Origin of the sequence: Macrococcus hajekii (assembly GCF_004359505.1) — a bacterium.
Taxonomy (GTDB): domain Bacteria; phylum Bacillota; class Bacilli; order Staphylococcales; family Staphylococcaceae; genus Macrococcus; species Macrococcus hajekii.
Window position 1 is genome coordinate 22,943 of record NZ_SCWE01000003.1, and the last position, 24,096, is coordinate 47,038.

The 24,096-nt window shown below is 40.4% G+C and carries 22 protein-coding genes and 1 tRNA gene; 4 read left to right on the top strand and 19 right to left on the bottom strand.

Annotated elements, in window-relative coordinates:
- Nucleotides 1–54 precede the first annotated feature (54 nt).
- From gpmI to ERX37_RS08115, 9 genes are all read right to left on the bottom strand, one after another.
- Nucleotides 55–1,587, bottom strand: coding sequence for a 2,3-bisphosphoglycerate-independent phosphoglycerate mutase (gpmI, locus tag ERX37_RS08075; protein ID WP_133430166.1), 1,533 nt, complete (start codon nucleotides 1,585–1,587; stop codon nucleotides 55–57).
- Nucleotides 1,587–2,336 carry a triose-phosphate isomerase gene (tpiA, locus tag ERX37_RS08080; protein ID WP_133430167.1) on the bottom strand — a complete coding sequence of 250 codons (750 nt, stop codon included), beginning with the start codon at nucleotides 2,334–2,336 and terminating at the stop codon, nucleotides 1,587–1,589. Before tpiA ends, gpmI begins: the two co-directional genes overlap by 1 nt.
- Before the next feature lie 13 nt (nucleotides 2,337–2,349).
- A complete protein-coding gene (locus ERX37_RS08085; protein ID WP_133430168.1) occupies nucleotides 2,350–3,540 on the bottom strand; it encodes a phosphoglycerate kinase in 1,191 nt (396 codons plus the stop codon).
- 100 nt (nucleotides 3,541–3,640) lie between these two features.
- Nucleotides 3,641–4,654 (bottom strand): type I glyceraldehyde-3-phosphate dehydrogenase, encoded by a 1,014-nt coding sequence (gene gap, locus ERX37_RS08090; RefSeq protein ID WP_133430169.1) that lies wholly within the window; start codon nucleotides 4,652–4,654, stop codon nucleotides 3,641–3,643.
- A 16-nt stretch (nucleotides 4,655–4,670) separates the two neighbouring features.
- On the bottom strand, nucleotides 4,671–5,711 hold the full coding sequence (locus ERX37_RS08095; RefSeq protein ID WP_133430170.1) for a sugar-binding transcriptional regulator: 1,041 nt from the start codon (nucleotides 5,709–5,711) through the stop codon (nucleotides 4,671–4,673).
- Between the two features lie 107 nt (nucleotides 5,712–5,818).
- The gene (locus ERX37_RS08100) at nucleotides 5,819–6,067 is read right to left on the bottom strand and encodes a glutaredoxin family protein (RefSeq protein ID WP_133430171.1); all 249 of its coding nucleotides are present in this window, start codon (nucleotides 6,065–6,067) and stop codon (nucleotides 5,819–5,821) included.
- A complete protein-coding gene (locus ERX37_RS08105; protein ID WP_133430172.1) occupies nucleotides 6,054–6,356 on the bottom strand; it encodes a hypothetical protein in 303 nt (100 codons plus the stop codon). The genes ERX37_RS08100 and ERX37_RS08105 overlap by 14 nt, the downstream gene beginning before the upstream one ends.
- Nucleotides 6,357–6,467: 111 nt before the next feature.
- The gene (locus tag ERX37_RS08110; protein ID WP_133430173.1) at nucleotides 6,468–6,683 is read right to left on the bottom strand and encodes a hypothetical protein; all 216 of its coding nucleotides are present in this window, start codon (nucleotides 6,681–6,683) and stop codon (nucleotides 6,468–6,470) included.
- Between the two features lie 185 nt (nucleotides 6,684–6,868).
- A tRNA-Arg gene (locus tag ERX37_RS08115) sits at nucleotides 6,869–6,940 on the bottom strand.
- Nucleotides 6,941–7,087: 147 nt separating this feature from the next.
- Here ERX37_RS08115 and clpP point away from each other — a divergent pair.
- The 4 genes from clpP (at nucleotide 7,088) to ERX37_RS08135 (ending at nucleotide 11,537) form a co-directional block, all read left to right on the top strand.
- Nucleotides 7,088–7,681 carry an ATP-dependent Clp endopeptidase proteolytic subunit ClpP gene (clpP, locus tag ERX37_RS08120; RefSeq protein ID WP_133430174.1) on the top strand — a complete coding sequence of 198 codons (594 nt, stop codon included), beginning with the start codon at nucleotides 7,088–7,090 and terminating at the stop codon, nucleotides 7,679–7,681.
- Nucleotides 7,682–7,817: 136 nt separating this feature from the next.
- Nucleotides 7,818–9,236 carry an alkaline phosphatase gene (locus ERX37_RS08125; protein ID WP_133430175.1) on the top strand — a complete coding sequence of 473 codons (1,419 nt, stop codon included), beginning with the start codon at nucleotides 7,818–7,820 and terminating at the stop codon, nucleotides 9,234–9,236.
- A gap of 62 nt (nucleotides 9,237–9,298) precedes the next feature.
- Complete coding sequence (locus ERX37_RS08130) at nucleotides 9,299–9,979, top strand: membrane lipoprotein lipid attachment site-containing protein (protein ID WP_133430176.1); 681 nt, start codon at nucleotides 9,299–9,301, stop codon at nucleotides 9,977–9,979.
- Between the two features lie 118 nt (nucleotides 9,980–10,097).
- Nucleotides 10,098–11,537 carry an alkaline phosphatase gene (locus ERX37_RS08135; protein WP_188352329.1) on the top strand — a complete coding sequence of 480 codons (1,440 nt, stop codon included), beginning with the start codon at nucleotides 10,098–10,100 and terminating at the stop codon, nucleotides 11,535–11,537.
- Between the two features lie 40 nt (nucleotides 11,538–11,577).
- Here ERX37_RS08135 and whiA read toward each other — a convergent pair whose 3' ends face one another.
- From whiA to uvrB, 10 genes are all read right to left on the bottom strand, one after another.
- Nucleotides 11,578–12,528 carry a DNA-binding protein WhiA gene (gene whiA, locus ERX37_RS08140; protein WP_133430177.1) on the bottom strand — a complete coding sequence of 317 codons (951 nt, stop codon included), beginning with the start codon at nucleotides 12,526–12,528 and terminating at the stop codon, nucleotides 11,578–11,580.
- Between the two features lie 14 nt (nucleotides 12,529–12,542).
- Nucleotides 12,543–13,523 carry a gluconeogenesis factor YvcK family protein gene (locus ERX37_RS08145; protein ID WP_133430178.1) on the bottom strand — a complete coding sequence of 327 codons (981 nt, stop codon included), beginning with the start codon at nucleotides 13,521–13,523 and terminating at the stop codon, nucleotides 12,543–12,545.
- Nucleotides 13,510–14,451 carry an RNase adapter RapZ gene (gene rapZ / locus ERX37_RS08150; protein WP_133430179.1) on the bottom strand — a complete coding sequence of 314 codons (942 nt, stop codon included), beginning with the start codon at nucleotides 14,449–14,451 and terminating at the stop codon, nucleotides 13,510–13,512. Before rapZ ends, ERX37_RS08145 begins: the two co-directional genes overlap by 14 nt.
- 51 nt (nucleotides 14,452–14,502) lie before the next feature.
- On the bottom strand, nucleotides 14,503–15,435 hold the full coding sequence (gene trxB, locus ERX37_RS08155) for a thioredoxin-disulfide reductase (protein ID WP_133430180.1): 933 nt from the start codon (nucleotides 15,433–15,435) through the stop codon (nucleotides 14,503–14,505).
- A 55-nt stretch (nucleotides 15,436–15,490) separates the two neighbouring features.
- Nucleotides 15,491–16,909 (bottom strand): tetratricopeptide repeat protein, encoded by a 1,419-nt coding sequence (locus tag ERX37_RS08160; RefSeq protein ID WP_188352330.1) that lies wholly within the window; start codon nucleotides 16,907–16,909, stop codon nucleotides 15,491–15,493.
- Nucleotides 16,910–16,914: 5 nt separating this feature from the next.
- A complete protein-coding gene (locus ERX37_RS08165; protein ID WP_133430182.1) occupies nucleotides 16,915–17,388 on the bottom strand; it encodes an acyltransferase in 474 nt (157 codons plus the stop codon).
- Nucleotides 17,366–18,205 (bottom strand): prolipoprotein diacylglyceryl transferase, encoded by an 840-nt coding sequence (lgt, locus tag ERX37_RS08170; RefSeq protein WP_133430183.1) that lies wholly within the window; start codon nucleotides 18,203–18,205, stop codon nucleotides 17,366–17,368. Before lgt ends, ERX37_RS08165 begins: the two co-directional genes overlap by 23 nt.
- 1 nt (nucleotide 18,206) lies before the next feature.
- Entirely contained in the window at nucleotides 18,207–19,136 is a 930-nt protein-coding gene (gene hprK, locus ERX37_RS08175) for an HPr(Ser) kinase/phosphatase (protein WP_133430184.1), read from the bottom strand.
- 131 nt (nucleotides 19,137–19,267) lie between these two features.
- Complete coding sequence (gene uvrA, locus ERX37_RS08180; protein ID WP_133430185.1) at nucleotides 19,268–22,096, bottom strand: excinuclease ABC subunit UvrA; 2,829 nt, start codon at nucleotides 22,094–22,096, stop codon at nucleotides 19,268–19,270.
- 4 nt (nucleotides 22,097–22,100) lie between these two features.
- Nucleotides 22,101–24,077 (bottom strand): excinuclease ABC subunit UvrB, encoded by a 1,977-nt coding sequence (uvrB, locus tag ERX37_RS08185; RefSeq protein WP_133430186.1) that lies wholly within the window; start codon nucleotides 24,075–24,077, stop codon nucleotides 22,101–22,103.
- Between the last annotated feature and the right edge of the window lie 19 nt (nucleotides 24,078–24,096).

Genomic DNA, 24,096 nt, shown 5'->3' on the forward strand with positions numbered 1-24,096 from the left:
TGTATTTTCTATTATATTATTGATTATTGTTCCTATTTAATCAACTAATATCATTTACTTGATGATCAGTGATTCTCCTGTCATTTCAACAGGCTGCTCCACTTCCATCATATCGAGTAACGTTGGTGCAAGGTCAGCGAGACGACCGCCCTCGCGTAACTTAACAGCTTCATCTGTTACAATCACTGGCACCGGATTAGTTGTATGGGCCGTCATCGGCTGATCATCCATCGTAATCACTTCATCAGAGTTACCATGATCGGCCGTAATGATAGCACGACCTCCGAGCTCAATAATACGGTCGACAACTTCTCCCAGACACTCGTCTACCGCTTCAATCGCTTTAATTGTCGGTTCGAGTTTGCCGCTATGACCGACCATATCAGGATTTGCAAAATTCAGGATCACTAGGTCAAGGTCTTTTTTATCAAGTTCTGAAAGGAGAGCATCTTTCACTTCGTAAGCACTCATTTCAGGCTTCAGATCATATGTTGCTACTTTCGGTGAGTTAATGAGGACACGACGTTCACCATCGAACTCTTCATTACGTCCACCGCTCATAAAATAAGTAACATGCGGGTATTTCTCTGTTTCAGCGATTCGAAGCTGCTTTTTACCTGCATTCGCTGCCACTTCTCCTATTGTATTGACTAAATTCTCTTTTTCAAAGACGACGTCTGCTTTAATGTTGTCGCTGTATTTTGTGAAAGTGACAAACTGAATACCAATCAGTCTGCGCTCCATCTCAAAACCAACAAACTCTTCATTTGTGTAGACTTCTGATAATTGAGCTGCACGGTCTGGACGGAAGTTAAAGAAAATCATACTGTCTCCGTCATTAACACCTGTATTCTCGTGTTTACCGGATGAATCTTTGACGACAAACGGGATAACAAACTCATCGGTCACCCCTTCTGCATAACTTGCTTTTACACCTTCTGCTGCTGTCTGATATTCCTTACCTTTACCGTAAGTCAGCGCCTCATAAGCAAGCTGTTCACGTTCCCAGCGTTTGTCACGGTCCATTGCATAATAACGTCCTGAAACAGATGCAAACTGTCCGATACCTAGTTCTTTGAATTTCTTCTCTGTTTCTTCAATATACTGAAGAGCTGTTTCCTGTCCTACATCACGTCCATCAAGGAAAGCATGAACATAAACACAATCAAGTCCTTGCTGCTTTGCCATCTCAAGCAAGGCAAAAACATGGTGATAGTGACTGTGCACACCACCGTCTGATAACAGTCCCATTAAATGCAGTGTACTATTATGCTCTTTAACATGCTGCATGCTTTTAAGCAAGACTTCATTATCAAAGAAATCTCCGTCTTTAATAGATTTATTAATACGTGTCAGACTCTGGTAGACAATGCGGCCTGCGCCGATATTTAAATGTCCTACTTCTGAGTTGCCCATCTGCCCCTCAGGCAGTCCTACATCAAGTCCGCATGCCATCAACTGGTTGTGCGGATATTGATTGTAATAGCGATCAAAATTAGGTTTATATGCCTGCTTAACTGCATTCCCTTTTTCTTCATCGCGATTAGCAAAACCATCTAAAATAATAAGTGCTGTCGGTTGCGTCATTACTTAGCACCTTCTAACAATTTAACGAATGAGTCCACTTCAAGAGACGCGCCACCGACTAATGCACCATCGATGTCAGGCTGTGCCATATACTCCTTAATGTTTTCTGGTTTTACAGAACCACCGTATTGAATACGAACAGCATCAGCCACTTCTTTAGAGAAGTCTTTCTCTACGACTGAACGGACAAACTGACAGCTATCTTCAGCATCCTGAGAAGTAGCAGACTTACCTGTACCGATTGCCCAGATAGGTTCATACGCAATCACCGCTTGTTTCACCTGTGCTTCTGTAAAGCCTTTTAAAGCTGCAGAAACTTGCTGACCGATGACCGCTTCGAATTCGTTACCTTCACGCTGCTCTAAAGTCTCACCCACACAAATGATTGGTGTCATATCATTTTTGAAGACAGCCAGTGCTTTCTTGTTGACGTCTTCGTCTGTCTCATAGAAATATTCGCGGCGTTCTGAGTGACCTAAAACCACATATTTAACACCTAAGTCTTTAAGTGCTGCAGGGCTTGTTTCACCGGTAAAAGCACCATTATCTTCGAAATAAGCATTCTGAGCACCGATATTTAGATTTTTCACATCAGCACTTACTAATGCATCAAGTTGAATAGCAGGTGCACAGATGACTGTGTCCACTTCTTCAGTTGATGGTAATTCTGGTAAGTTTTGTACAAAGATTTTTGCTTCTGCAACTGTTTTATTCATTTTCCAGTTACCTGCAATAATCGGTTTTCTCATTATCTATCCGCTCCTATTTATCTGAGATTGATTTAATACCTGGTAATTCTTTTCCTTCTAAATATTCAAGTGATGCGCCGCCACCTGTAGAGATGTGCGTAAATTGGTCAGCGAAACCAAGATCCATTGCTGCTGCAGCTGAATCACCGCCACCGATAATTGTTGTTGCATCTTCTAAGTTAGCGATTGATTCACAAACACCGATTGTTCCTTTTGCGAAGTTACTCATCTCAAACACACCCATCGGTCCGTTCCAGACCACTGTTTTCGCACCTTTAAGCTGTTCTGCGAAAAGTTCAACTGTTTTAGAACCAATATCAAGTGCTTGTTCTTCAGCAGGAATTTCATCGATAGAAACTTCTTTAATATCTCCATCATTTGAAAATTCCTTTGTAACTTTTGCATCGACTGGAAGTACAATCTTACCTTCGCCGCGCTCAAGTAATTCCTTAGCGAGGTCAACCTTATCTTCTTCAAGTAGTGATTGACCAATTTCTTTGCCCTGAGCATTCAGGAACGTATAAGCCATACCGCCGCCGATCAGAACTTTATCTGCTACTTTAAGCAGATTTTCAATCACGCCGATCTTATCTGATACTTTAGCGCCACCCAGAATAGCTACAAATGGACGTTCTGGATTTTCGACCACGCCGCCGATAAATTTAATTTCTTTTTCCATCAGGAAACCTGCTGCTGATTCCAGATGAGAGGCAATACCGACGTTAGATGCATGTTCACGGTGTGCAGTACCGAAAGCATCGTTGACGAATACATCACCTAGAGATGCCCAGTATTCACCAAGTTCAGAATCGTTCTTGCTTTCCTTCTTACCGTCTATATCTTCAAAGCGTGTATTCTGAATCAGGAAAACATCACCTGATTTAAGATTATTGATTGATTCTTCTACATCTGCACCGCGAGTTGCATCTGTAAAGCCAACTTCTGTGCCTAGTAACTCTGCCAGTCGACGAGCAACAGGTTGAAGAGATAATTTTTCTTTATCTTCTTCTGTTTTTACTTTTCCTAAATGTGAGAATAAGATGACTTTGCCGCCTTGTTCAATGATGTGTTTGATTGTCGGCAGCGCCTGAATAATACGATTATCATTCGTGATTTTCCCGTCTTTCATCGGTACATTGAAATCAGCTCTTACCAGTACTTTTTTGTCCTTCAATTCTAAATCTGAAACAATCTTCTTTGTCATTACTTTTCCTCCTCAAAATGGTGTCACTATCAGTATACCAAGGATTAAGAAAAAAATAAGCAGGAGAAGCGTATCTTCTCCTGCTTACGCTTAACTCAAATTAAGCTTGTTGTGCTTGTTCTGCTAAGAACTGTAACGTACGTACTAATTGTGCTGTATAACTCATTTCGTTATCGTACCAAGCTACAGTTTTAACCATTTGGTGGTCACCGACTGTCATTACACGAGTTTGAGTTGCATCGAATAATGAACCGTAAGTAATACCGATGATATCAGAAGAAACGATTTGGTCTTCAGTGTAACCAAATGATTCGTTTGAAGCTTCTCTCATCGCCTGGTTGATTTCTTCTACTGTTACTTCTTTTTCCAGGATAGTTGTCAGCTCTGTGATAGAACCTGTTGCAACTGGAACACGTTGTGCAGAACCATCAAGTTTACCTTTTAATTCAGGGATAACTAATCCGATTGCTTTAGCAGCACCTGTTGAATTAGGCACGATGTTCTGTGCAGCTGCACGTGCACGACGGAAGTCGCCTTTAGCATGTGGAGCATCAAGTGTGTTCTGGTCACCTGTGTAAGCGTGAACTGTCATCATTAAACCTTCAATGATGCCAAATTTATCGTTTAATGTTTGAGCCATTGGAGCTAAACAGTTAGTTGTACATGAAGCACCTGAAACGATTTGTTCAGAACCATCTAACACATCATGGTTAACATTGAAGACAACTGTTTTCAGATCGCCAGTTGCGGGTGCTGAAATTAATACTTTTTTAGCACCTGCTTTAATGTGAGCTTGTGCTTTTTCTTCGCTTGTATAGAAACCAGTACATTCTAAAACAACATCAATGCCCAGTTCGCCCCATGGAAGCTCTTCTGCTTTAGGGTTAGAGTATGATTTAACCTCACGCCCATTAACAAGGAAACCACCTTCAATGACACGTACTTCCTCTTTGAAACGACCTTGTGTAGTATCGTATTTCAAGAGATGAGCAAGCATATCGTCTTCCGTTAAATCGTTAACTGCCACCACTTCGATATCTTTAACTTCTTGTAATCTTCTGAATGCTAAACGACCGATACGTCCAAAACCGTTGATTGCTACTTTAATTGCCATGAATAATGGCCTCCTTTTAAATATTATTATTGTCAAAGGCATATGCCTTTAATAATTGCTTTGCTACTTTTTCGTCGGTGATCAATGTAGTCTGCGGGGGCGCTATTTTAAGATAGGCTGCAATAGCCTCTACTTTACTGCTGCCACCTGCTACTGCGATGATATGTTTTTTGGAACCAATATCCTCACGCTGTAGACCAATCGTTCGTACCTTATAGACAATATTACCCTTTTTATCGTAATAATAACCAAAAGCTTCACCGACTGCTTCTTTTTCTCTTAATAACTCCCTGACTGCCAGCTCTGTTTTTCGTCTTGTTGCCATCTTGATTGCATTACCAATACCATGGACAACAATATCTGCAGATTTAATCTGATGAAGTACAGATCGGATGGAGGGTTCTTCAATCAGACTCAGATAAGTTTGTTCGCTGACCTGATCAGGCACGTATAAGGTTTCATAATGTCCACCGGTATATTCCGCCATTTTCGCAACAATGAAATTAGCCTGATGTATCATATCTTCACCTAGCCCTCCACGAGCAGGTGTGAATGTGACATGAAAAGGAAGTTCAGCCAGATGTTCCGCGATACTTGCGGTACTTGATCCGCCAGTAACCGTCACTGTTGCTTCAGCTCTCAATAAAGACTGCAAGTAACGACTTGCTTCGATACCGAGATGCGATAATGTCTCCTGACTATCATCAGCATCTCCTTTAACAACGATAATCTTACGTATACCCACCCATTTATTTAACTCAGAACCTAGGGCAGATAAATCGTTATAAACTTCCATATGCTGAGATAAAACAGTCAGTACATTTTCACCTTCATGAGTAATGGTCATGCCTTTCGGCAGAATTTCTATTAAATGTTCTGCCTTCAAACTTTCAACATCACCACGTAAAACCCGCTCTGTTAGACTTAAGCGCTCAGCAAGTGTTCGTCTGCCGATCGGTTGCTCACTCTGAATAGTTGAAAGTACGTTGAAACGTCGTTGCATCTTCTCAATCAGATCCGGAATCAGTCTCTGCTGAACTGCAAATATTTGATCCATCGACATCCTCCAATCTAAAGAGACATAAATCGTCCCACTTGGGACAAAAACTTGTTACATGTTTATATTAACAAGTTAAAAAGTTAAATGCAAGAAATAACCTTGACTCATGATAATGAGTCAAGGTTCTCAGTCACTGTGACAAAATCGATGTGTCCTTCTTGAATGACCTTATCCTGATATGTCAGGACTGGTACTCTCAGCTGATAATCCATCAGCAGATCATCGTCATCTGTGATATTAATTTCTTCATATGTAATCGGCAACTCTACAAATCCAAGTTGAATCTTCGCATCTTCACACAGCTGACAGTTGGGCTGTGTGTACAGTTTTAAATTAAAATTAGCATTCGCCATAAATCCAGTCCTTCAGTTTATTATCTTCACAGCAAAGATGATAACCTTTCTCGTATTCCGGTTTTTTGAGCATTTCCAGTAATTCTTCGTGCCCCTGCTCAGTAATCTCAATATCTTTTAAGACGACATTATCATTAACGATAACTTCGCCGGAGATTTCATTGTCTTTTTTCATTTCAAGGAGCGTTTCTCTAAGCAAATCAAAATCAATCCAGCCAAAGAAATTAGCAAGTACAGTCCCCTTTTTCAGTTCATATAATATGATAAACTTCAACCGGTCTTTCAGCATAATATCGTCCTCCTTGTATCTATTAATTTCATATACCCGTTCCGACATACTTGTACACAAAAAAATACATTCAAATTCAACAAAAAACACTCACCTCAGTGAGTGTCCAGTTTAGCTGATTTCAACTGTGATGATGGCATCAACATGTGGAATATCGTCAAAATGCTCCAGGTCCTCAGTCTCAATCTCAGTCACTTTGCCGACAACCCCGTCAGCTAACGTAAAAGAGTCTCCGATTTCCGGTAATTTTTCAAGTTCTACCGGACCATCACTGTTGCCACCTTGACCAGGTGTTTTTATAATTTGATTGATTACACAATTATACATGCTATTTGTCCCCCTTTTCTTATTGGTTTCTTCTATATAATTCTTTCCACTGTCTGATAAGAATAAACCTCTTATCATACTGCAAGCAGCTATAAATAAAAAGCAGGTGTCAAATAGTCAGAGAATCATTCACTGACTATTTGACACCTGTACCTTCTAAACTTAGATTACTCTAGGAATAAATACGCCCTCGGAGGGAATCGAACCCCCAGCCTAAGAACCGGAATCTTAAGTGTTATCCATTACACCACGAGGGCAAGTACTTCATATTATACCTTTAATATTTTAATATTTAAATATGAAAAAATACAAGTATCATTATCCTATTATTTTTAGGACCTATCTTTTGACTATTTTTGACCTTATATAGTATATTATTATCAAACATAAAGGAGGATTTTATTATGAATTTAATTCCAACAGTTATTGAATCAACTAACCGCGGTGAACGCGCTTATGACATTTACTCTCGTCTATTAAAAGACCGTATTATCATGCTCGGTTCTCAAATTGATGATAACGTAGCGAACTCTATCGTTTCTCAGTTACTTTTCCTTCAAGCGCAGGATGCTGAGAAAGATATCTATCTTTACATCAATTCTCCTGGTGGTAGTGTAACTGCCGGTATGGCCATTTACGATACTATGCAGCATATTAAACCGGATGTACAGACTATCTGTATCGGTATGGCTGCTTCTATGGGTTCATTCTTACTTGCAGCTGGTGCTAAAGGTAAACGTTTTGCGTTACCTAATGCTGAAGTCATGATTCACCAGCCACTGGGTGGCGCTCAAGGGCAGGCTACTGAAATCGAAATCGCTGCTCGTCATATTTTGAAAACACGCGAAAAATTAAATCGTATCTTGTCAGAACGTACAGGTCAGCCAATCGAAAAAATTGAAAAAGATACTGATCGTGATAATTTCTTAAGCGCTGAAGAAGCAAAAGAATATGGTTTGATTGATGATGTTATGCATCCTACAGATATGGAAAAATAAGCTAGAACCCTCTATCCACCGGCATTTGCCGGTGGATTTTTTTATTGAAATTTACATACACTTTACAAAATAAGTACGTCTTCTTTACATAAAGCTGATAAATTTAGTACGTAATCAAAATCTGGGAGGATTAATCATGAAAACATTTAACAAAGTGCTTGCTTCATCTGTAATTGCTGGTCTTTTCTTATCATCAATGCCTACGTCTGGTATTCAGTCTGCTGATGCCAAAACTAACAATCCTAATGCTAACTATCATGCTAAAATCAGTAACAATAATGCCAACAACAAACCAGCAGTTTGTCATGGCAATCAAAAAACACCTAAAAATATCATCTTTATGATTGGTGATGGTATGGGCCCTTCATATAATACAGCTCACCGTTATATGCTTGACAATCCGTCGACATCTCAAATGGAACTGACTTCATTTGATCACTATCTGTTAGGAACGCAGCGTACAATTGCAGAAGATACTCATGAAAACATTACTGACTCAGCTTCAGCTGCAACAGCCATGAGTGCAGGTGTTAAAACTTATAATAACGCTATCGCGGTTGATAATGATAAAACAGAAGTGAAAACAGTATTAGAGCGTGCTAAAGAAGTGGGTAAATCAACTGGTTTAGTTGCGACTTCTGAAGTAACACATGCGACACCTGCTGCTTATGGTGCTCATGATGAATCTCGTAAAAATATGGCTGCTATTGCTGACGACTACTACAATGAAATAATCAATGGTAAGCATAAGGTCGATGTTATTTTAGGGGGTGGTCGTGACTACTTCGAACGTAAAGATAAAGATTTAGTATCTGCATTCAAAAAAGATGGCTATAAATTTGTGACGAATAAACAAGAAATGCAAGACGCACAAGGTCAGCAAGTACTAGGTCTTTTCTCTAAAGGCGGTATGCCTAAAATGATCGACCGTGAAGCGACAATGCCGTCACTTCAGGATATGACTCAGACTGCTCTTAATAAACTAAGCACTAATAAAAATGGTTTCTTCTTAATGGTTGAAGGTTCACAGATTGACTGGGCTGGACATGCAAATGATATCACAGGTGCAATGAGCGAAATGCAGGACTTTGACCTCGCATTCCAGACAGCTGTTAACTATGCTAAAAATGACTGTAATACATTAGTTATCGCAACAGCAGACCATTCAACAGGTGGTTTCTCAATCGGTGCTAACGGCGTCTATAACTGGTTCGTTGATCCAATCAAGCAGATGAAACATACACCTGAATATTTACGTGCGCAATTAATGAAAGACGGCGCTAATGTCGAAGAAATCATTAAAGCAAATGTCGGCTTCGAAATTACAGCTCCAGAAATGCAGGCAATTAAAGATGCAGTGGCTGCTAAAGATGCAACTAAAATCGAAAATGCGATTGAAGCAACGGTCAATACACGCAGCTTAACAGGATGGACGACTGGCGGACATACAGGTGAAGATGTAAACGTCTACGGTTACGGCCCTGCAAGCTCATTATGGAGAGGCAACATCGAAAATACAGACAACGCTAAACATATCTTCAATCTCATCAAATAATTACATTTAGAAATAAGCCCTCTATTGTAATAGAGGGCTTATTTAATTTAAAGGAGTACATGATGAAAAAATATTTATACATATTATTAGCTGCAGGCATTTTAACTGGCTGCAGTCAAACAGAATCTACAGAAAAAACTGAGAGAGCGACGGCAGAGAATAAAAATAAAACGCAGGAAGAAGACATTCATGACCACACAGATACTGCTTTTAAAGATACTGAGAGCTTGAGTCCTGGCATTAAAAAAACTTATCCTCTGACACAATTAAAGACGGAGACCATCGACAATACTATTCAAGTCAAAGATAATGAGACCGTACTATATACCGAAGATACGGGGCACGGTATTCCGACCCGACCAGCAGGTGAAGGTCAGAAATTCCATGCCATACTTGAAGTAACGTTTGAGAAATTAAAGATGTATATGATTGAGAATGGAACCTTTATCACTGCTGACCCAGTACATGTTGAAGTAATAGAGACAGGTCATAGCAAAAATAAATATCCGATCTTTAAAATGCACAAGGATGACGTCAAATATTTAAATTCACTTGATCATAAAGATCCGAGATATAAAGCTTACGTAAAATATGCTGAAGATTATGGTCAGAGACAATACGATTATAAACGTGAAATGCTGATGCATACTGCTATTCACCAGGTGAATAATGAAACGCCAAATAGCTTAACCATCCCTGAAGAACCATTCTTATCTTTCGAACAGTTCAAACAGAAAAAGTAACAGTAAAAACTGCTGGATTTTTTTAGTAGTTTTTTACATATTATTTACATCATCTTTACTATATATTAACAAAAAATTGTTAAATTTAAGAGGTAATTAAATATTGGGAGGATTAATTGTGAAAACATTTAACAAAGTAGTTGCTTCATCTGTCATTGCTGGCCTGTTCTTATCTTATATGCCGGGTTCAAGTGTACAGCCTGCTATTGCAAAAACGAATAACCCGAATGCTAATTATCATGCAAAAACAAATAAACCTGCTGTTTGCCATGGCAATCAAAAAACACCTAAAAACGTTATCTTGATGATTGGTGATGGTATGGGTATCTCTCAACTGGGTGCTTATCGTTACTATAAAGATGATGAAACAAAATCTGGTCTTGATAAACTTTCTTTTGATCAGCATTTAGCAGGTTCGCAGATTACAATCAGTGATGATCCTGTTCTCAATATTACTGACTCGGGTGCAGCGGGCGCTGCACTTGCAACAGGGGTTAAAACATATAATGGTGCTATTTCTGTTGATAAAAATAAAACGCCTCAGCAGACTGTCCTTGAAGCTTATAAACAAGCGGGTAAATCAACTGGTTTAGTCGCAACTTCTGAACTGACTCACGCCACTCCTGCTTCATTCGCAGCTCATAATGAGTCAAGAAAGAATGAAAATGCAATCGCTGAAGATATGGTTCGTAAAATTAAAGTCGGTAAATCTTATCAACCTGTCGTTGATGTAATGTACGGTGGAGGCGTAGATTTCTTCCAGCAGAAAGATAAAAATGGCCATGTTAAATTAGATTTAATCAACAAGTTGAAAAAAGATGGTTTCTCATATGTTACTAATACGAAGCAACTGTTAAATGACAACAAATCTTCTCAATCGATTGGTTTATTTGCTCCTTCTGCTATGGCTAAAGACATCGACCGCGATCCAGCAAAAGAACCTTCTCTAACGCAGATGACTGATAAAGCAATCGAAAAATTATCTAAAAATAAAAATGGTTTCTTCTTAATGGTTGAAGGTTCTCAGCCTGACTGGGCAGGTCACGCTAATGACTTAACAGGTATGATGAGTGAAATCAGTGCATTTGATAAAGCTTATCAATCTGCTCTGAAATATGCACAGTCAGATTGTAATACATTAGTAATCGCACTTGCTGACCATGCAACTGGTGGTTTATCAGTAGGTACTGGTGACAAGTATGAAGTTCACCCTAAAGTTGTTAACAATATGAAGATGACACATGAAGGATTAACACAGAAATTAATTGCTGATGGTGCAGATATCGAATCACTCATCAACAATAATATTCAGTTCAAAGACTTAACAGCTGCTGAACGTCAAGCTGTTGTAACAGCTGCTCAAGCAAAAGATGAAAAGAAAACACTGGCAGCTATCAACAAAATCGTTGATGTTCGTGCTAATGTCGCATGGGGTTCAAGAGTGCATACAGGTGAAGAAGTCCACGTTTATGCATACGGACCAGGCAGAGAAAAATTTGTAGGTGTACAAGATAATACACAGAACGCTCAAAATATTTTCTCATTCCTAAAAAAATAAGAGGTCAAAAATAAGAGAGTGGTGCAGCTGCACCACCCTCTTATTTTTTTAATTCTATATGTTCACCGTTTCTTAATTTTTCTGCTATTTCATCCAATTTACGCAGCCGATGATTAACGCCTGACTTTGAAATGACACCGGTTGATACCATTTCACCTAATTCTTTTAGCGAGATATCCTGGTGCAGTACACGCAACTTAGCAATTTCTCTTAGTCGGACGGGTAATTCATCGAGTCCTATTTCTTCATCAATCAGCTCTATATTCTCTACCTGCCTCATAGCTGCACTAATCGTTTTATTCAGATTAGCTGTCTCGCAGTTGACTAAGCGGTTGACAGAGTTGCGCATATCTCTAACGATACGGACATCTTCAAATTTCAGCAGTGCCTGATAGCCACCTATAATACTCAAAAAATCCGATATTTTCTCCGCTTCTTTCATATAGGAAATATAGCCCTTTTTTCGCTCAAGTGTTTTCGCATTCAGCTGATACTCATTCATTAAATGAGTCAAGTCACGTGAATGGCTTTCATACAATGAAAAGATTTCAAGATGATATGAAGAAGTCTCAGGGTTATTGACAGAGCCACCTGCTAAAAATGCACCCCTTAAATAACTTCTTTTACAGCAATCATTTTTGACGAGTGTTTCTGCTATATCGTGTGTGAAACTGCCATCAACCAGTATACTTAGTTCTGCAAGAATCTCTTTAGCTTTAGTCTTGATGCGGCATATATAGACATTATTTTTTTTCAGCTTCATTTTTTTACGGACGAGGAGCTCAATCTCTACTCCAAATATTTTTTTAATCAATGAGAATACACGTCTGGCAATTGCAGCATTCTCTGATTGTACATTGATCACCCATTCACGATTGGAGATGCTCAAGTTACCGTTCATACGAATCAGCGCAGCAAGTTCCGCTTTATTACAGCAGTCATCTGCTTCTATTCGAGTCAATTCATTCTTCATTTCCGATGCAAATGACACGTTATTCTTCCTTTCTAATCATCTACCTGAATCGTACTGACTTCTGATAGAGCAAGTTCATAAATCATATCAGCTAGTACATTATTGTCATGCCGGACTGCATAGTCTTCATTGACATGCACCAGATTTTCGTCTGTAATGATTTCGATAGCCATCTTCATAATTTCATTTTCATCACATTTTACAAAAGAAGCATTTCTCTCAGCATAGGTCGATGAAATTTTCTCATTCAACATTTTACGGTTGGCAATAACAAACTCAATAAAGGGAGCACCGACATGTTTATGGATGGCATTAATGTGATCCGACACCGTATAATCTGTTGTCTCACCTGGCTGAGTCATAATATTGGAGACGTAAAGTTTTTTTGCCTTGCTGTTAACAAGTGCCTCTGCAATCTCATCCAGCAGCATATTAGGAATAATACTTGTGTAAAGACTGCCAGGACCCATGACGATTAAGTCAGCATCATATAAGGCTTCAACTGCTTCGCTCATCGGCTGTATTTGAGCAGGTGTCAGAAATACTTGCTCAATTTTTTTGTTCTTAGTTGGAATTAGCGACTCACCTACTACGATTTCACCGTCTTCCATTACAGCATTCAGAACCGGACTTGTATTAGTAGAAGGAATAACCGTTCCTTTAACATTCAATATTTTACTGAGTTCGCGCACCGCATGACCGAAGTCATCGGTTATATCAGTCATGGCTGCAAGCATGAGGTTACCGACTGGATGTCTGCCCAGATTATCAGAATCAAAGCGATACTGAAACAGTTTTTCCAGCAAGGGTTCAACATCACTTAAAGCAGCGAGTACATTCCTGATATCCCCGGGTGCAGGAATATTCATTTCATTTCTAATTTTACCTGTACTTCCCCCATCATCAGCCACAGTGACAATGGCAGTAATATCTACAGGATAGGCTTTAAGACCACGCGCAAGAACAGATAGTCCTGTTCCTCCTCCCATCAGACATATACTAAGCCTTCTCATTCATCTTACCTTCAATCATCGCATCGCGGTGATAAGTCACCAATTCAAAATCAAAGAACTCTTTTAAATCGTGACTGATTCTCTCTGCAAGTGCAACGGAACGGTGCTGTCCACCTGTACAGCCGATTGCAATCACAACTTGTGATTTTCCCTCACGCATGTAACCGGGCATGACGAACTTCAATAAATCCATCAGTTTATTATAAAAAATAGTCGTTTCCTTCCATTTCATCACATAATCATAAACAGATGCATCGAGTCCGGTGAGCGGTCTCAGTGTATCAATATAGTATGGATTGGGCAGAAATCTGACATCAAATACAAGATCTGCATCGATGGGGATGCCATGCTTAAAACCGAAACTCATGACATTGATTTTAAAAATATTATTTTTGCCGTTGTTAAACAGTTCAATAATATGACTACGCAAAGCTTTTGGTTTCATTTCAGTCGTATCAATCATATAGGTGGCCATACCACGAAAATCTGCCAGCAATTGGCGTTCAGACTGAATCGCATTGAGCGGTGAGCCTCCTTCAGATAGAGGATGAATTCTTCTCGTCTCTTTAAAACGGCTCACAAGGACATGATCACTTGCATCAAGGTAAAGCATCTGTATAACGATATCCGTTAAATTCGTAATCTTCTGTAGTTCGCTCGCCAGATTATCGAAAAAACTTTTACCCCGCAAATCAATGCCAATGGCTACTTTTGCTAACGATTCATTATTCTCCTGCATCAGCTCTACAATCTTCGGCAATAAAATGGGCGGCAGATTATCGATACAGAAGTAACCGAGATCTTCTAAACTCTGTATAGCAACAGATTTACCTGCTCCACTCATCCCTGTTACGACGACCAGCTTTTTTATACCTTCTTCTGTATTCAAGACAACCCCTCCTTCATTACTAATTTTACACAATTTCATAAAAATAGACACGCCCAAATGGACGCATCTTTTGTGCCTGTCAGTAATTGACTACTTGTCGTTCAGTACTTCTATATAATGCTGGGCATTTTGAGCAGCGATACTACCATCACCTGTAGCTGTTACAATCTGACGCAGTGTTTTGACACGAACATCACCTGCTGCGTAAATACCAGGAATAGCTGTCTCCATCTGTTCATTCGTAACGATATAACCTGCTTCGTTCGTGATACCCAGATCAATGAAAGGTGCTGTCAGTGGCTGCATACCGATATAAATAAAGACACCATCAGCCTGTACTTCAGACTCATTCCCTTCTTTATCAACCAGAGTAACGCTACCTACTTTGCCATCTTTCTCATTGATTTCTTTTAATGTTGAATTCCAGATGAAATCAACTTTTTCATTTTTAAATGCACGTTCCTGTAGAATCTTTTGAGCACGTAATTCATCGCGACGGTGAACAATCGTTACTTTGTCTGCAAATTTAGTTAAGTAGACACCTTCTTCTACAGCAGAGTCTCCACCACCGATAACGATCAGATTTTTCTGTTTGAAGAATGCGCCATCACAGACTGCACAGTATGATACGCCACGTCCACCGAGTTCTGTTTCACCCGGCACACCGATTTTTTTGTATTCTGCACCAGTCGCAATAATCACAGCTTTACCGACAAGTTCTTTGTCTCCGAGTGAGACGATTTTATGATCGCCTTCTACACGTATGCTCTTGATATCACCGTATGCATATTCTGCACCGAATTTCTGTGCGTGCTGAAACATTTTCGTAGATAAATCCGGGCCTGTTATTAAATCGAATCCAGGGAAGTTCTCTACATCATTTGTATTCGCCATCTGTCCCCCTGGCATACCTCGCTCTACCATTACTACAGATAGATTAGCACGTGCTGCATAGAGACCTGCAGTCATCCCTGCAGGACCTGCTCCAATAATAATTACATCGTATTGTTTTTGTTCACTCATAATATCCTCCTTAATATCTCATTCAGTACTTTAAGAATATACTATATTCATCGTTTTAAATATTATTTTGCTTATAATACTGGAGCGCCTTATTCAATCGATACTTGGACACTGAAAAAAGTACCGAGCATTTTTCCAGCGACAGCGGCTGTTCTGATTTTCGGTACAGATAGTAACACGCTGCTGCATAAGCTGTCACTTCTTTGATTTCCTTCAGTTCAATAAGGGCATGCGCTTTATCAATCCAGTTTAACGCAAGTTCTGTTGAAGCATCTTGCTCGGCCAGAAGCACCAGCCCTTGATGTATAAAATCAAGTTTGACCAGTTGAAGTTTATTGAAGATATAGGATAGATAAAGTTTTTCATAATCTCCCATGTGTTCAAGCTCTTCCCACAGTTCTTTCGTGATGACTGTTTCCTTATGAGGAAGCTGAGATAGCTTGAATATTCCGATCAGCCTTGCATAACGATCTTCACTGGACAATAGCGGTAATATTTCAGTTGTGATGGAATCAGTAATCTGACTGACCTGCTTCGGACTTGGCGCATCCGATGCTGCAATCCGCTGCAGTTTTTTCCACATCTCTTCCGACTCTTTAACGTAGCCGAGCGCATGATAATTAAAGCTCATCGCATGAAACAATTGTGCATTATTCATCTGACGCTTCTTATAGATAGGAAGGAGCAGCTGTTGTGACGCTTCATATTGTTTAAGGAAACTAAGAACAATACCCAGTTTAAATGACTCATCTTCATTGATAGGATGTAACTTATTCAGTCTCTGTAAATAATGAGCATACTTATTATGCTGCTGCGTATTATAGAGCAGCAGTGTATAGTGACACAGTGCATGAATATCTGTTTCATCTTCATTGAGGAGCTGCTCAAGGATAGCCTCCGCTTCGTTGTATCTGCTATCGAATAAGTAAGCCATCGCTTTTAAATTGCGCATTTCCTTCCGTTCCTGTATCTCAAGCGGCTGACTATTCAGCCAGTCTATCGATTCATTGATACGGTCATGGGAGAATAAATATTGAAAGAGCTGCTGCGCAACATAGAGCATACTTTCAACCTCTACCGCTTCCCGGCTTGAATAACTTACTTCAAATGTAGTCGTTAACTTATCAAAATAATTCTGATCATCTGTCAGCTGAACGTAATAGAGGCCGTACAGAAATGCCTTATTCGGCTCTCGAATATCTGTGTATATCAGGCTTAAACGATAGAAATAGTCAGCAAAATCTTCTTCCTGAATAATTTTTTCGAATAATAACTGAATGCCTTGTTCTGTTTTTCCTGATTTAACTAGACAGTCAGCCAGTTGCAATGTATAATCCTGTGCATCTTTCATTGTCATTGCATGCTTGAAATAAGGAATAGCTTCACTATAAAGCTGCTGCCGCATCTTTTTTTCAGCGATCCTTACGTAACTCTCTGCATCAACAGGTATGCTGACAAGTTTGTCGTTCATCATGACTCCTACTCTCTAATCTGCATCGGATTACCGTATGCAAATGTATTCGGGGGAACATCTTTTGTGACCACCGTATTCGCACCCACCACTGCTCTATCTCCTATCGTCACGCCCGGCAGTATAAGTGCCTGTGCACCAATCAGCACTTCATTACCGATCACTACTTCCCCAAGACGATACTCATCAACTAAATATTCGTGACAGAGAATTGTCGCATTGAAGCCAATGACGCAGTTGCGGCCAATCGTTATTTTATGTGGATACATAATATCAGGTGTCACTTTATAGGCGATGGATGTCTCGTCGCCAATCTTCATTCCTGTTAATCCATACAGCTTTCTCTTAAAAGGCATAGAAGGGCAGAAGCGGCCGATTTCAATCAATACAGTATTAATTGCTGTGCGGCCAAAGGGAAGAATTTGATAGACATGCCAGAGGGGATTCGGCCCCTTAACTTTATAACGTTCTGTACGTCTCATCATGACTTCCTAACACATGATCTACCTCTTTATACTGAGGCAGACGGTATTTAACTTCTCTATAAATCCATACGATGAGACTAATTGTAATAATGACAATGGAGATCACCTGCGCGATACGCAGATGTTCTGTCAGCATCAGACTATCCGTTCTCAGACCCTCCACGAAGAAACGGCCGATGGAATACCAGATAGTATAGAGAAGGAAAGTCTGTCCGATTTTCAAGTGTTTTCTCAGCAAAATCAGAATAATAAAACCAAGCAGACTCCATAAGGATTCATATAGGAACGTCGGATGGTAATAGTTACCATCAATCTTCATATGATTGATAATCCAGTCAGGCAGCATCAGATTCTCAAGAAATGAGCGTGTAACTGGACCGCCATGTGCTTCCTGATTCATGAAGTTACCCCAGCGGCCAATCGACTGCGCAAGTATGATACTCGGTGCAACGATATCCGCCACATGGAAGAACGAGCGACCCTTTCTTCTGATCAGGAAATAACCAGTTGTCAGTGCACCGATGAGCCCTCCATGAATGGCAATGCCCCCATTCATGATCATCGGAATTTCAGCTAAATGTTCTTTATAATATGACCATTCAAAACCAACATAATAAAGTCGGGCACAGATAATCCCGATAATAATCGGCCAGACTATCAGGTCAATCAGATCTTCTTCATCCATGCCGTGTTTTTTAGCTTCACGGTTAGCGACAAGAAAGCCGAGCAGTATACCCGCGGCGATAATAATACCGTACCAGCGAACCGGCCATGAACCGAGATGAAAAGCAATAGGATCAATAGTTGATAACATGTTAGTTCTCCTTCAGTGATTGATTTTTAATTTGAGCGTTCAGACGATTCGTAAATTCTTCTGCTGTATTGACACCCATTTTGTTCAGACGATAGTTCATCGCAGCTACCTCAATAATGACCGCTAGGTTACGACCCGGTTTGACTGGTATCGTCTTTTTAGTGATCTCAGAATCAAGAATAGCTAATGTCTCTTCTACTAGACCCACGCGGTCGTACATTTTATTACGGTCCCATGTCTCGAGATTGATATTAAGCATAACACGTTTTTCCGGCAGAATAGACCCTGCTCCAAATAATGTCATAATATTAATAATACCCAGTCCTCTGATTTCGAGGAGATGCTCAATAAGCTTCGGCGGACTGCCCATCAGCACATTGCGCGAGACTTCCTTAATCTCCACATTATCATCAGCTACAAGGCGATGGCCTCGTTTCACAAGTTCCAGTGCGGTCTCACTTTTACCTACTCCTGAGTCACCTGTGATCAATACACCAATACCGTACACATCCACGAGGACACCGTGCAGACTCGTTACTGGCGCCAGCTGTGTCTCCAAATAGCTCGTCAGTCTGCTGATCAGATTAGTAGTCGCATCTTCACTCGTGAAAAGAGGTGTGTCCTTACGATTACATGCATCGATTAGTTCATCAGGCGGCGTAATGCCTCTTGCAATGATAATACACGGTGTTTCTTTACGGCATAGTTTATTCATGCGCTCTGCTTTATCTTCCTTACTTAACATTTCAAAAAAAGATGTTTCTGTCGTACCTAATATCTGTATACGGTCAGATGAGTAATGAGAAAAATAGCCAGCCATCTCAAGTCCTGGTCTCGATAAATCTGTATTGTTGATGGGACGATTCAGCCCCGCCTCGCCGGCTATCAATTTAAAATTAAATTTTTTCTGTAAATCAGCACTATGCATCATATTAATCCTCCATGATTTAATTTTAATGAACTTCATACTGAATTACAATCAAACAAAAAGTCTGAGAATTAAATCATCATTTCCAGCATAAAAATATAGAAGGAAATTGACTAATGTCTCAGACTTTGAATTTATTTTTTCATCCGTTGTACTGCTTTTTTCAAATACTGACCTGTATATGATGCAGGTTCTTCCATTATCATCTCAGGTGTTCCCTCAGCAATAATAGTGCCTCCACCTTCTCCACCTTCTGGTCCAAGGTCAATGATATGATCAGCTGTTTTAATGACATCCAGGTTATGCTCAATAATAATAACGGTATCTCCGTTATCAACCAATTGATGCAGCACTTTTAAGAGACGTGAAATATCATCTACATGCAGACCTGTCGTCGGCTCGTCCAGAATATAGAGTGTCTTACCGTTCGAACGTCTATGCAGCTCGGAAGCTAGCTTGACACGTTGTGCTTCGCCACCTGATAAAGTGGTCGCAGGTTGTCCAAGTGATACATATCCCAATCCGACATCTACAATCGTTTTAAGCTTGCGACTGATTTTAGGATGATTTTCAAAGAAATGATAGCCATCTTCAACTGTCATATCGAGAATATCAGCGATACTTTTATCTTTATAAGTCACCTCTAACGTCTCACGGTTATAGCGTTTACCGTCACATACTTCACACGGCACATATACATCCGGCAGGAAGTGCATTTCAATCTTAATGATACCGTCGCCTTTACACGCTTCACAGCGACCGCCTTTCACATTAAAACTAAAGCGACCTTTCTGATATCCTCTTAATTTGGCTTCATTCGTCTGACTGAAGAGTTCACGAATGTCATCGAATACACCCGTATATGTTGCAGGGTTTGAACGTGGTGTACGTCCAATCGGCGACTGATCGATATCGATAATCTTATCGATTAATTCCACGCCTTCAATTGAGTCATGTGGGCCTGGTTTAGCTTTCGTCTTATAGATTTCCTGCGCCAGTCCTTTATAGAGAACATCGTTGACCAGCGTACTTTTACCTGAACCAGAAACACCTGTCACTACTGTCATCATACCCAGCGGAATATCAACATCAACGTTTTTAAGATTATTACTTCTTGCACCCCGTACTTTAATGTAGCGACCATCCGGCTGTCGTCTTGATTCAGGCAGATCAATCTGTTTTTTACCGCTTAAGTACTGACCAGTTAATGACTTGCTGTTCTTCATAACCTGCTTTGGAGTCCCCGCTGCTACAATCTGTCCGCCGTGAACACCCGCCCCAGGTCCGATATCTATCAGATAGTCTGCCGCAAGCATCGTATCTTCATCGTGCTCAACTACAATCAGTGTATTGCCAAGGTCTCTCATAGATTCAAGTGAAGCAATCAATCGATCATTGTCACGTTGATGAAGTCCAATCGATGGCTCATCCAGAATATAGAGCACACCTGTCAGCTGTGAACCAATCTGTGTCGCAAGACGGATACGCTGTGCTTCCCCGCCCGACAAAGTACCTGCTCGTCGATCCATTGTCAGATATTCGAGGCCTACATTATTGAGAAAGGACAGACGTGCTGTTATTTCTTTAATGATCATTTTTGAGATAACTTGTTCTTTTTCAGTCAGTTCAATTTCTTCATAATATTTAAGTGCTTGACCAATAGAACGCTTGACGACCTGTCCAATATGTTCCCCGTTAATCTTAACAGCCATCGCCTGCTCATTCAGACGATAACCTTCACAAGTTGCACATACTTCTTCTGTCATATATTTTCTCATCTGTTCACGTGTGTATTCTGACGGACTCTCATGAAAGCGACGGTCAATGTTATTCATCACGCCTTCATAAGCCATCGTACGTGAGCGACTGACCCCATTGTCCTGTCTGAAGCGATAAGTAATCTGTTCGTCAGAACCATAGAGAATAATATTCCGTTCTTTTTTAGTCAGCTTGCTGAATGGTTTTTTCATATCAATTTTAAAATGCTTAGCCGTCTGTCTGAGGAGCGTAGGATAGTAATCAGAACTAATAGGCTGCCATGGGAGTAAGGCACCATCAGCCAAGCTTAATGATTCATCTGGAACAACCAGACTGACATCCACAGATAATTTAGTTCCTAGCCCATCACAGCTTGGACAGGCACCAAAAGGACTGTTGAACGAGAACATACGAGGCTCCAGTTCATCAATCGAAAAACCACAGTTAGGGCAGGAATGATTCTCCGAGAATTTTATCTCTTTCTCGCCTATTACCTCTATAATCACATTACCTTCTGCAAGTTCAAGAGCATTCTGCAGTGAGTCGGCCAGACGGCTTTCGATATTCGGCTTCACAACAAGTCGGTCAATGATGACATCGATGTCGTGATTGCTGTTTTTGTTCAACTGAATATCATCGCCTATTTCTACCATCTCACCATCGATGCGCAGACGTGCATAGCCTTTTTTACCGATATCTTCGATCAGTTTCTTATGCTCGCCTTTACGACCCGAGATGATAGGTGCCAGCACCTGAATTTTTGTCCGTTCTTCAAGTTCCATCACACGGTCGACCATCTGCTGAATCGTCTGAGATTCAATTTTAATATTGTGAATCGGACAATATGGTGTTCCAATACGTGCGAATAGGAGACGTAAATAGTCGTAGATTTCAGTAACAGTTGAAACGGTACTTCGCGGGTTATTACTTGTTGTCTTCTGATCAATGGAAATGGCCGGTGATAATCCTTCAATTGTATCTACATCAGGTTTATCCATCTGTCCGAGAAACTGTCTGGCATAAGCACTAAGTGATTCTACGTAGCGTCGCTGTCCCTCTGCATAAATCGTATCGAATGCAAGACTTGATTTGCCTGAACCGGATAAACCTGTCATGACAATCAGCTTATCGCGAGGAATCGTTATATCAACATCTTTTAAGTTATGGGCTCTTGCTCCTTTTACTACAATCTCTTTATTTTTCATCATTTCACCCTTCAGCTTTCAGTTCAAATAAAATATCACGCAGCTCTGTCGCACGCTCGAAATCGAGTGCTTTTGCTGCTTCCTTCATCTCGTGCTCGATTTGTTCGATTCGCGTTGCACGTTCTTTTTTGGTCAATTTTTTCTTTGCTTTTGGCTTAGCATCTGTCTCATCCGTCTCTACAGTAGCGCTGATTACATCACGGATTTTCTTATGAATCGTTGTCGGTGTAATACCATGCTCTTTATTATGAGCTTCCTGAATATCACGACGACGCTGCGTTTCATCAATCGCTGTACGCATCGAATCAGTAATTTTATCTGCATACATGATGACCTTCCCATTTTCGTTACGCGCAGCACGTCCAATCGTCTGAATAAGAGAACGTTCCGAGCGTAAAAAGCCTTCTTTATCTGCATCCAGAATGGTGATTAATGAAACCTCAGGAATATCCAGCCCTTCACGCAGCAAGTTAATACCGATCAGAACATCGTAGACCCCTAACCGCAGATCTCTGATAATTTCTGTCCGTTCAAGCGTCTTGATTTCAGAGTGCAAATAATTCACTTTAATGCCTGACTCTTTAAGGTAGGCTGTCAAATCTTCACTCATTTTTTTGGTTAAAGTCGTAATGAGCACACGTTCTTTCCGTTCTATTCGTAGGCGTATCTCTTCCATCATGTCATCAATCTGATGCTGGGAAGGTCTGACTTCAATAACCGGATCAAGTAATCCTGTTGGACGGATGATCTGTTCTACCATTTCATCTGTATGTTCTATTTCAAAAGGTCCTGGTGTCGCTGATACATAGATGAACTGCTGAGCTTTTTCTTCGAACTCATCAAATTTAAGCGGCCGGTTATCCAGTGCGCTCGGCAATCTGAAACCATGATCAACCAGCACTTTCTTACGTGCCTGGTCTCCGTTATACATACCTCGGACCTGGGGTAAGCTGACGTGTGATTCATCGACCATAATCAGCCAGTCATCCCCGAAATAATCAAGAAGTGTATAAGGAGTAGAACCTTTAGGGCGAAGCGTCAGATGAACCGAGTAGTTCTCAATACCTGAACAGAAGCCCATCTCACGCATCATTTCGATATCATAGTTAGTCCGCTGCTCAAGTCGCTGCGCCTCTAAAAGCTTGTTCTCAGTCCGGAAAACTTTAAGCTGCTCTTCAAGCTCTTTTTCGATACGCTCAATGGCTACTTTCATTTTCTCTTCACGCGTAACGAAGTGACTTGCAGGAAAAATCGCAAAGTGCTCACGCTCTTTCAGTACTTCTCCTGTTAAATAGTTAATTTCACGAATACGTTCTATTTCATCGCCAAAAAACTCAACACGGACACACTGTTCATCGCGAGAGGCTGGAAAAATCTCGACTACATCGCCTCTGACACGGAATGTGCCACGCTGAAAGTCTATATCGTTACGGGTATACTGGATATCTACTAATTTTCTAAGAAGCGCATTACGATCCAGCTCCATGCCCGTACGCATACTGACCACCATATCTTTATATTCTTCGGGATTACCGAGACCATAAATACAGCTGACTGAGGCGATAATGATGACATCATTCCGTTCGAATAGTGCACTTGTTGCTGAATGTCGGAGTTTATCGATTTCATCATTGATGGAAGCATCCTTTTCAATAAAAGTATCAGTCGAAGGGACATAAGCTTCAGGTTGATAATAATCATAGTAACTGACAAAATATTCAACGCGGTTATCCGGGAAAAACTCTTTAAATTCGCTATAAAGTTGCCCTGCAAGTGTTTTATTGTGGGCAATAATTAAAGTCGGTTTACCGACTTGCTGAATGATATTACTCATGGTGAACGTTTTTCCTGTTCCCGTTGCTCCAAGAAGTGTCTGATAACGCTTGCCAGCTTTAACACCTGCAACTAATTTATTAATCGCTGCCGGCTGATCACCTGCGGGCTCAAACTCTGACTTTAATTTAAATGGATGCTGTTCCATCTTATCCCTCCTTAACCTC

What these genes read in the sequence shown, in the direction of transcription:
- gpmI (WP_133430166.1), bottom strand. Translation starts at nt 1,587, where the DNA reads ATGACGCAACCGACAGCACTTATTATTTTAGATGGTTTTGCTAATCGC.
- ERX37_RS08145 (WP_133430178.1), bottom strand. Translation starts at nt 13,523, where the DNA reads ATGAGAAGGCTTAGTATATGTCTGATGGGAGGAGGAACAGGACTATCT.
- ERX37_RS08105 (WP_133430172.1), bottom strand. Translation starts at nt 6,356, where the DNA reads ATGCTGAAAGACCGGTTGAAGTTTATCATATTATATGAACTGAAAAAG.
- ERX37_RS08110 (WP_133430173.1), bottom strand. Translation starts at nt 6,683, where the DNA reads ATGTATAATTGTGTAATCAATCAAATTATAAAAACACCTGGTCAAGGT.
- ERX37_RS08160 (WP_188352330.1), bottom strand. Translation starts at nt 16,909, where the DNA reads ATGATGAACGACAAACTTGTCAGCATACCTGTTGATGCAGAGAGTTAC.
- ERX37_RS08125 (WP_133430175.1), top strand. Translation starts at nt 7,818, where the DNA reads ATGAAAACATTTAACAAAGTGCTTGCTTCATCTGTAATTGCTGGTCTT.
- rapZ (WP_133430179.1), bottom strand. Translation starts at nt 14,451, where the DNA reads ATGAAATTGTGTAAAATTAGTAATGAAGGAGGGGTTGTCTTGAATACA.
- ERX37_RS08165 (WP_133430182.1), bottom strand. Translation starts at nt 17,388, where the DNA reads ATGAGACGTACAGAACGTTATAAAGTTAAGGGGCCGAATCCCCTCTGG.
- tpiA (WP_133430167.1), bottom strand. Translation starts at nt 2,336, where the DNA reads ATGAGAAAACCGATTATTGCAGGTAACTGGAAAATGAATAAAACAGTT.
- uvrB (WP_133430186.1), bottom strand. Translation starts at nt 24,077, where the DNA reads ATGGAACAGCATCCATTTAAATTAAAGTCAGAGTTTGAGCCCGCAGGT.
- ERX37_RS08130 (WP_133430176.1), top strand. Translation starts at nt 9,299, where the DNA reads ATGAAAAAATATTTATACATATTATTAGCTGCAGGCATTTTAACTGGC.
- hprK (WP_133430184.1), bottom strand. Translation starts at nt 19,136, where the DNA reads ATGATGCATAGTGCTGATTTACAGAAAAAATTTAATTTTAAATTGATA.
- ERX37_RS08095 (WP_133430170.1), bottom strand. Translation starts at nt 5,711, where the DNA reads ATGGATCAAATATTTGCAGTTCAGCAGAGACTGATTCCGGATCTGATT.
- uvrA (WP_133430185.1), bottom strand. Translation starts at nt 22,096, where the DNA reads ATGAAAAATAAAGAGATTGTAGTAAAAGGAGCAAGAGCCCATAACTTA.
- trxB (WP_133430180.1), bottom strand. Translation starts at nt 15,435, where the DNA reads ATGAGTGAACAAAAACAATACGATGTAATTATTATTGGAGCAGGTCCT.
- ERX37_RS08085 (WP_133430168.1), bottom strand. Translation starts at nt 3,540, where the DNA reads ATGACAAAGAAGATTGTTTCAGATTTAGAATTGAAGGACAAAAAAGTA.
- gap (WP_133430169.1), bottom strand. Translation starts at nt 4,654, where the DNA reads ATGGCAATTAAAGTAGCAATCAACGGTTTTGGACGTATCGGTCGTTTA.
- clpP (WP_133430174.1), top strand. Translation starts at nt 7,088, where the DNA reads ATGAATTTAATTCCAACAGTTATTGAATCAACTAACCGCGGTGAACGC.
- lgt (WP_133430183.1), bottom strand. Translation starts at nt 18,205, where the DNA reads ATGTTATCAACTATTGATCCTATTGCTTTTCATCTCGGTTCATGGCCG.
- ERX37_RS08100 (WP_133430171.1), bottom strand. Translation starts at nt 6,067, where the DNA reads ATGGCGAATGCTAATTTTAATTTAAAACTGTACACACAGCCCAACTGT.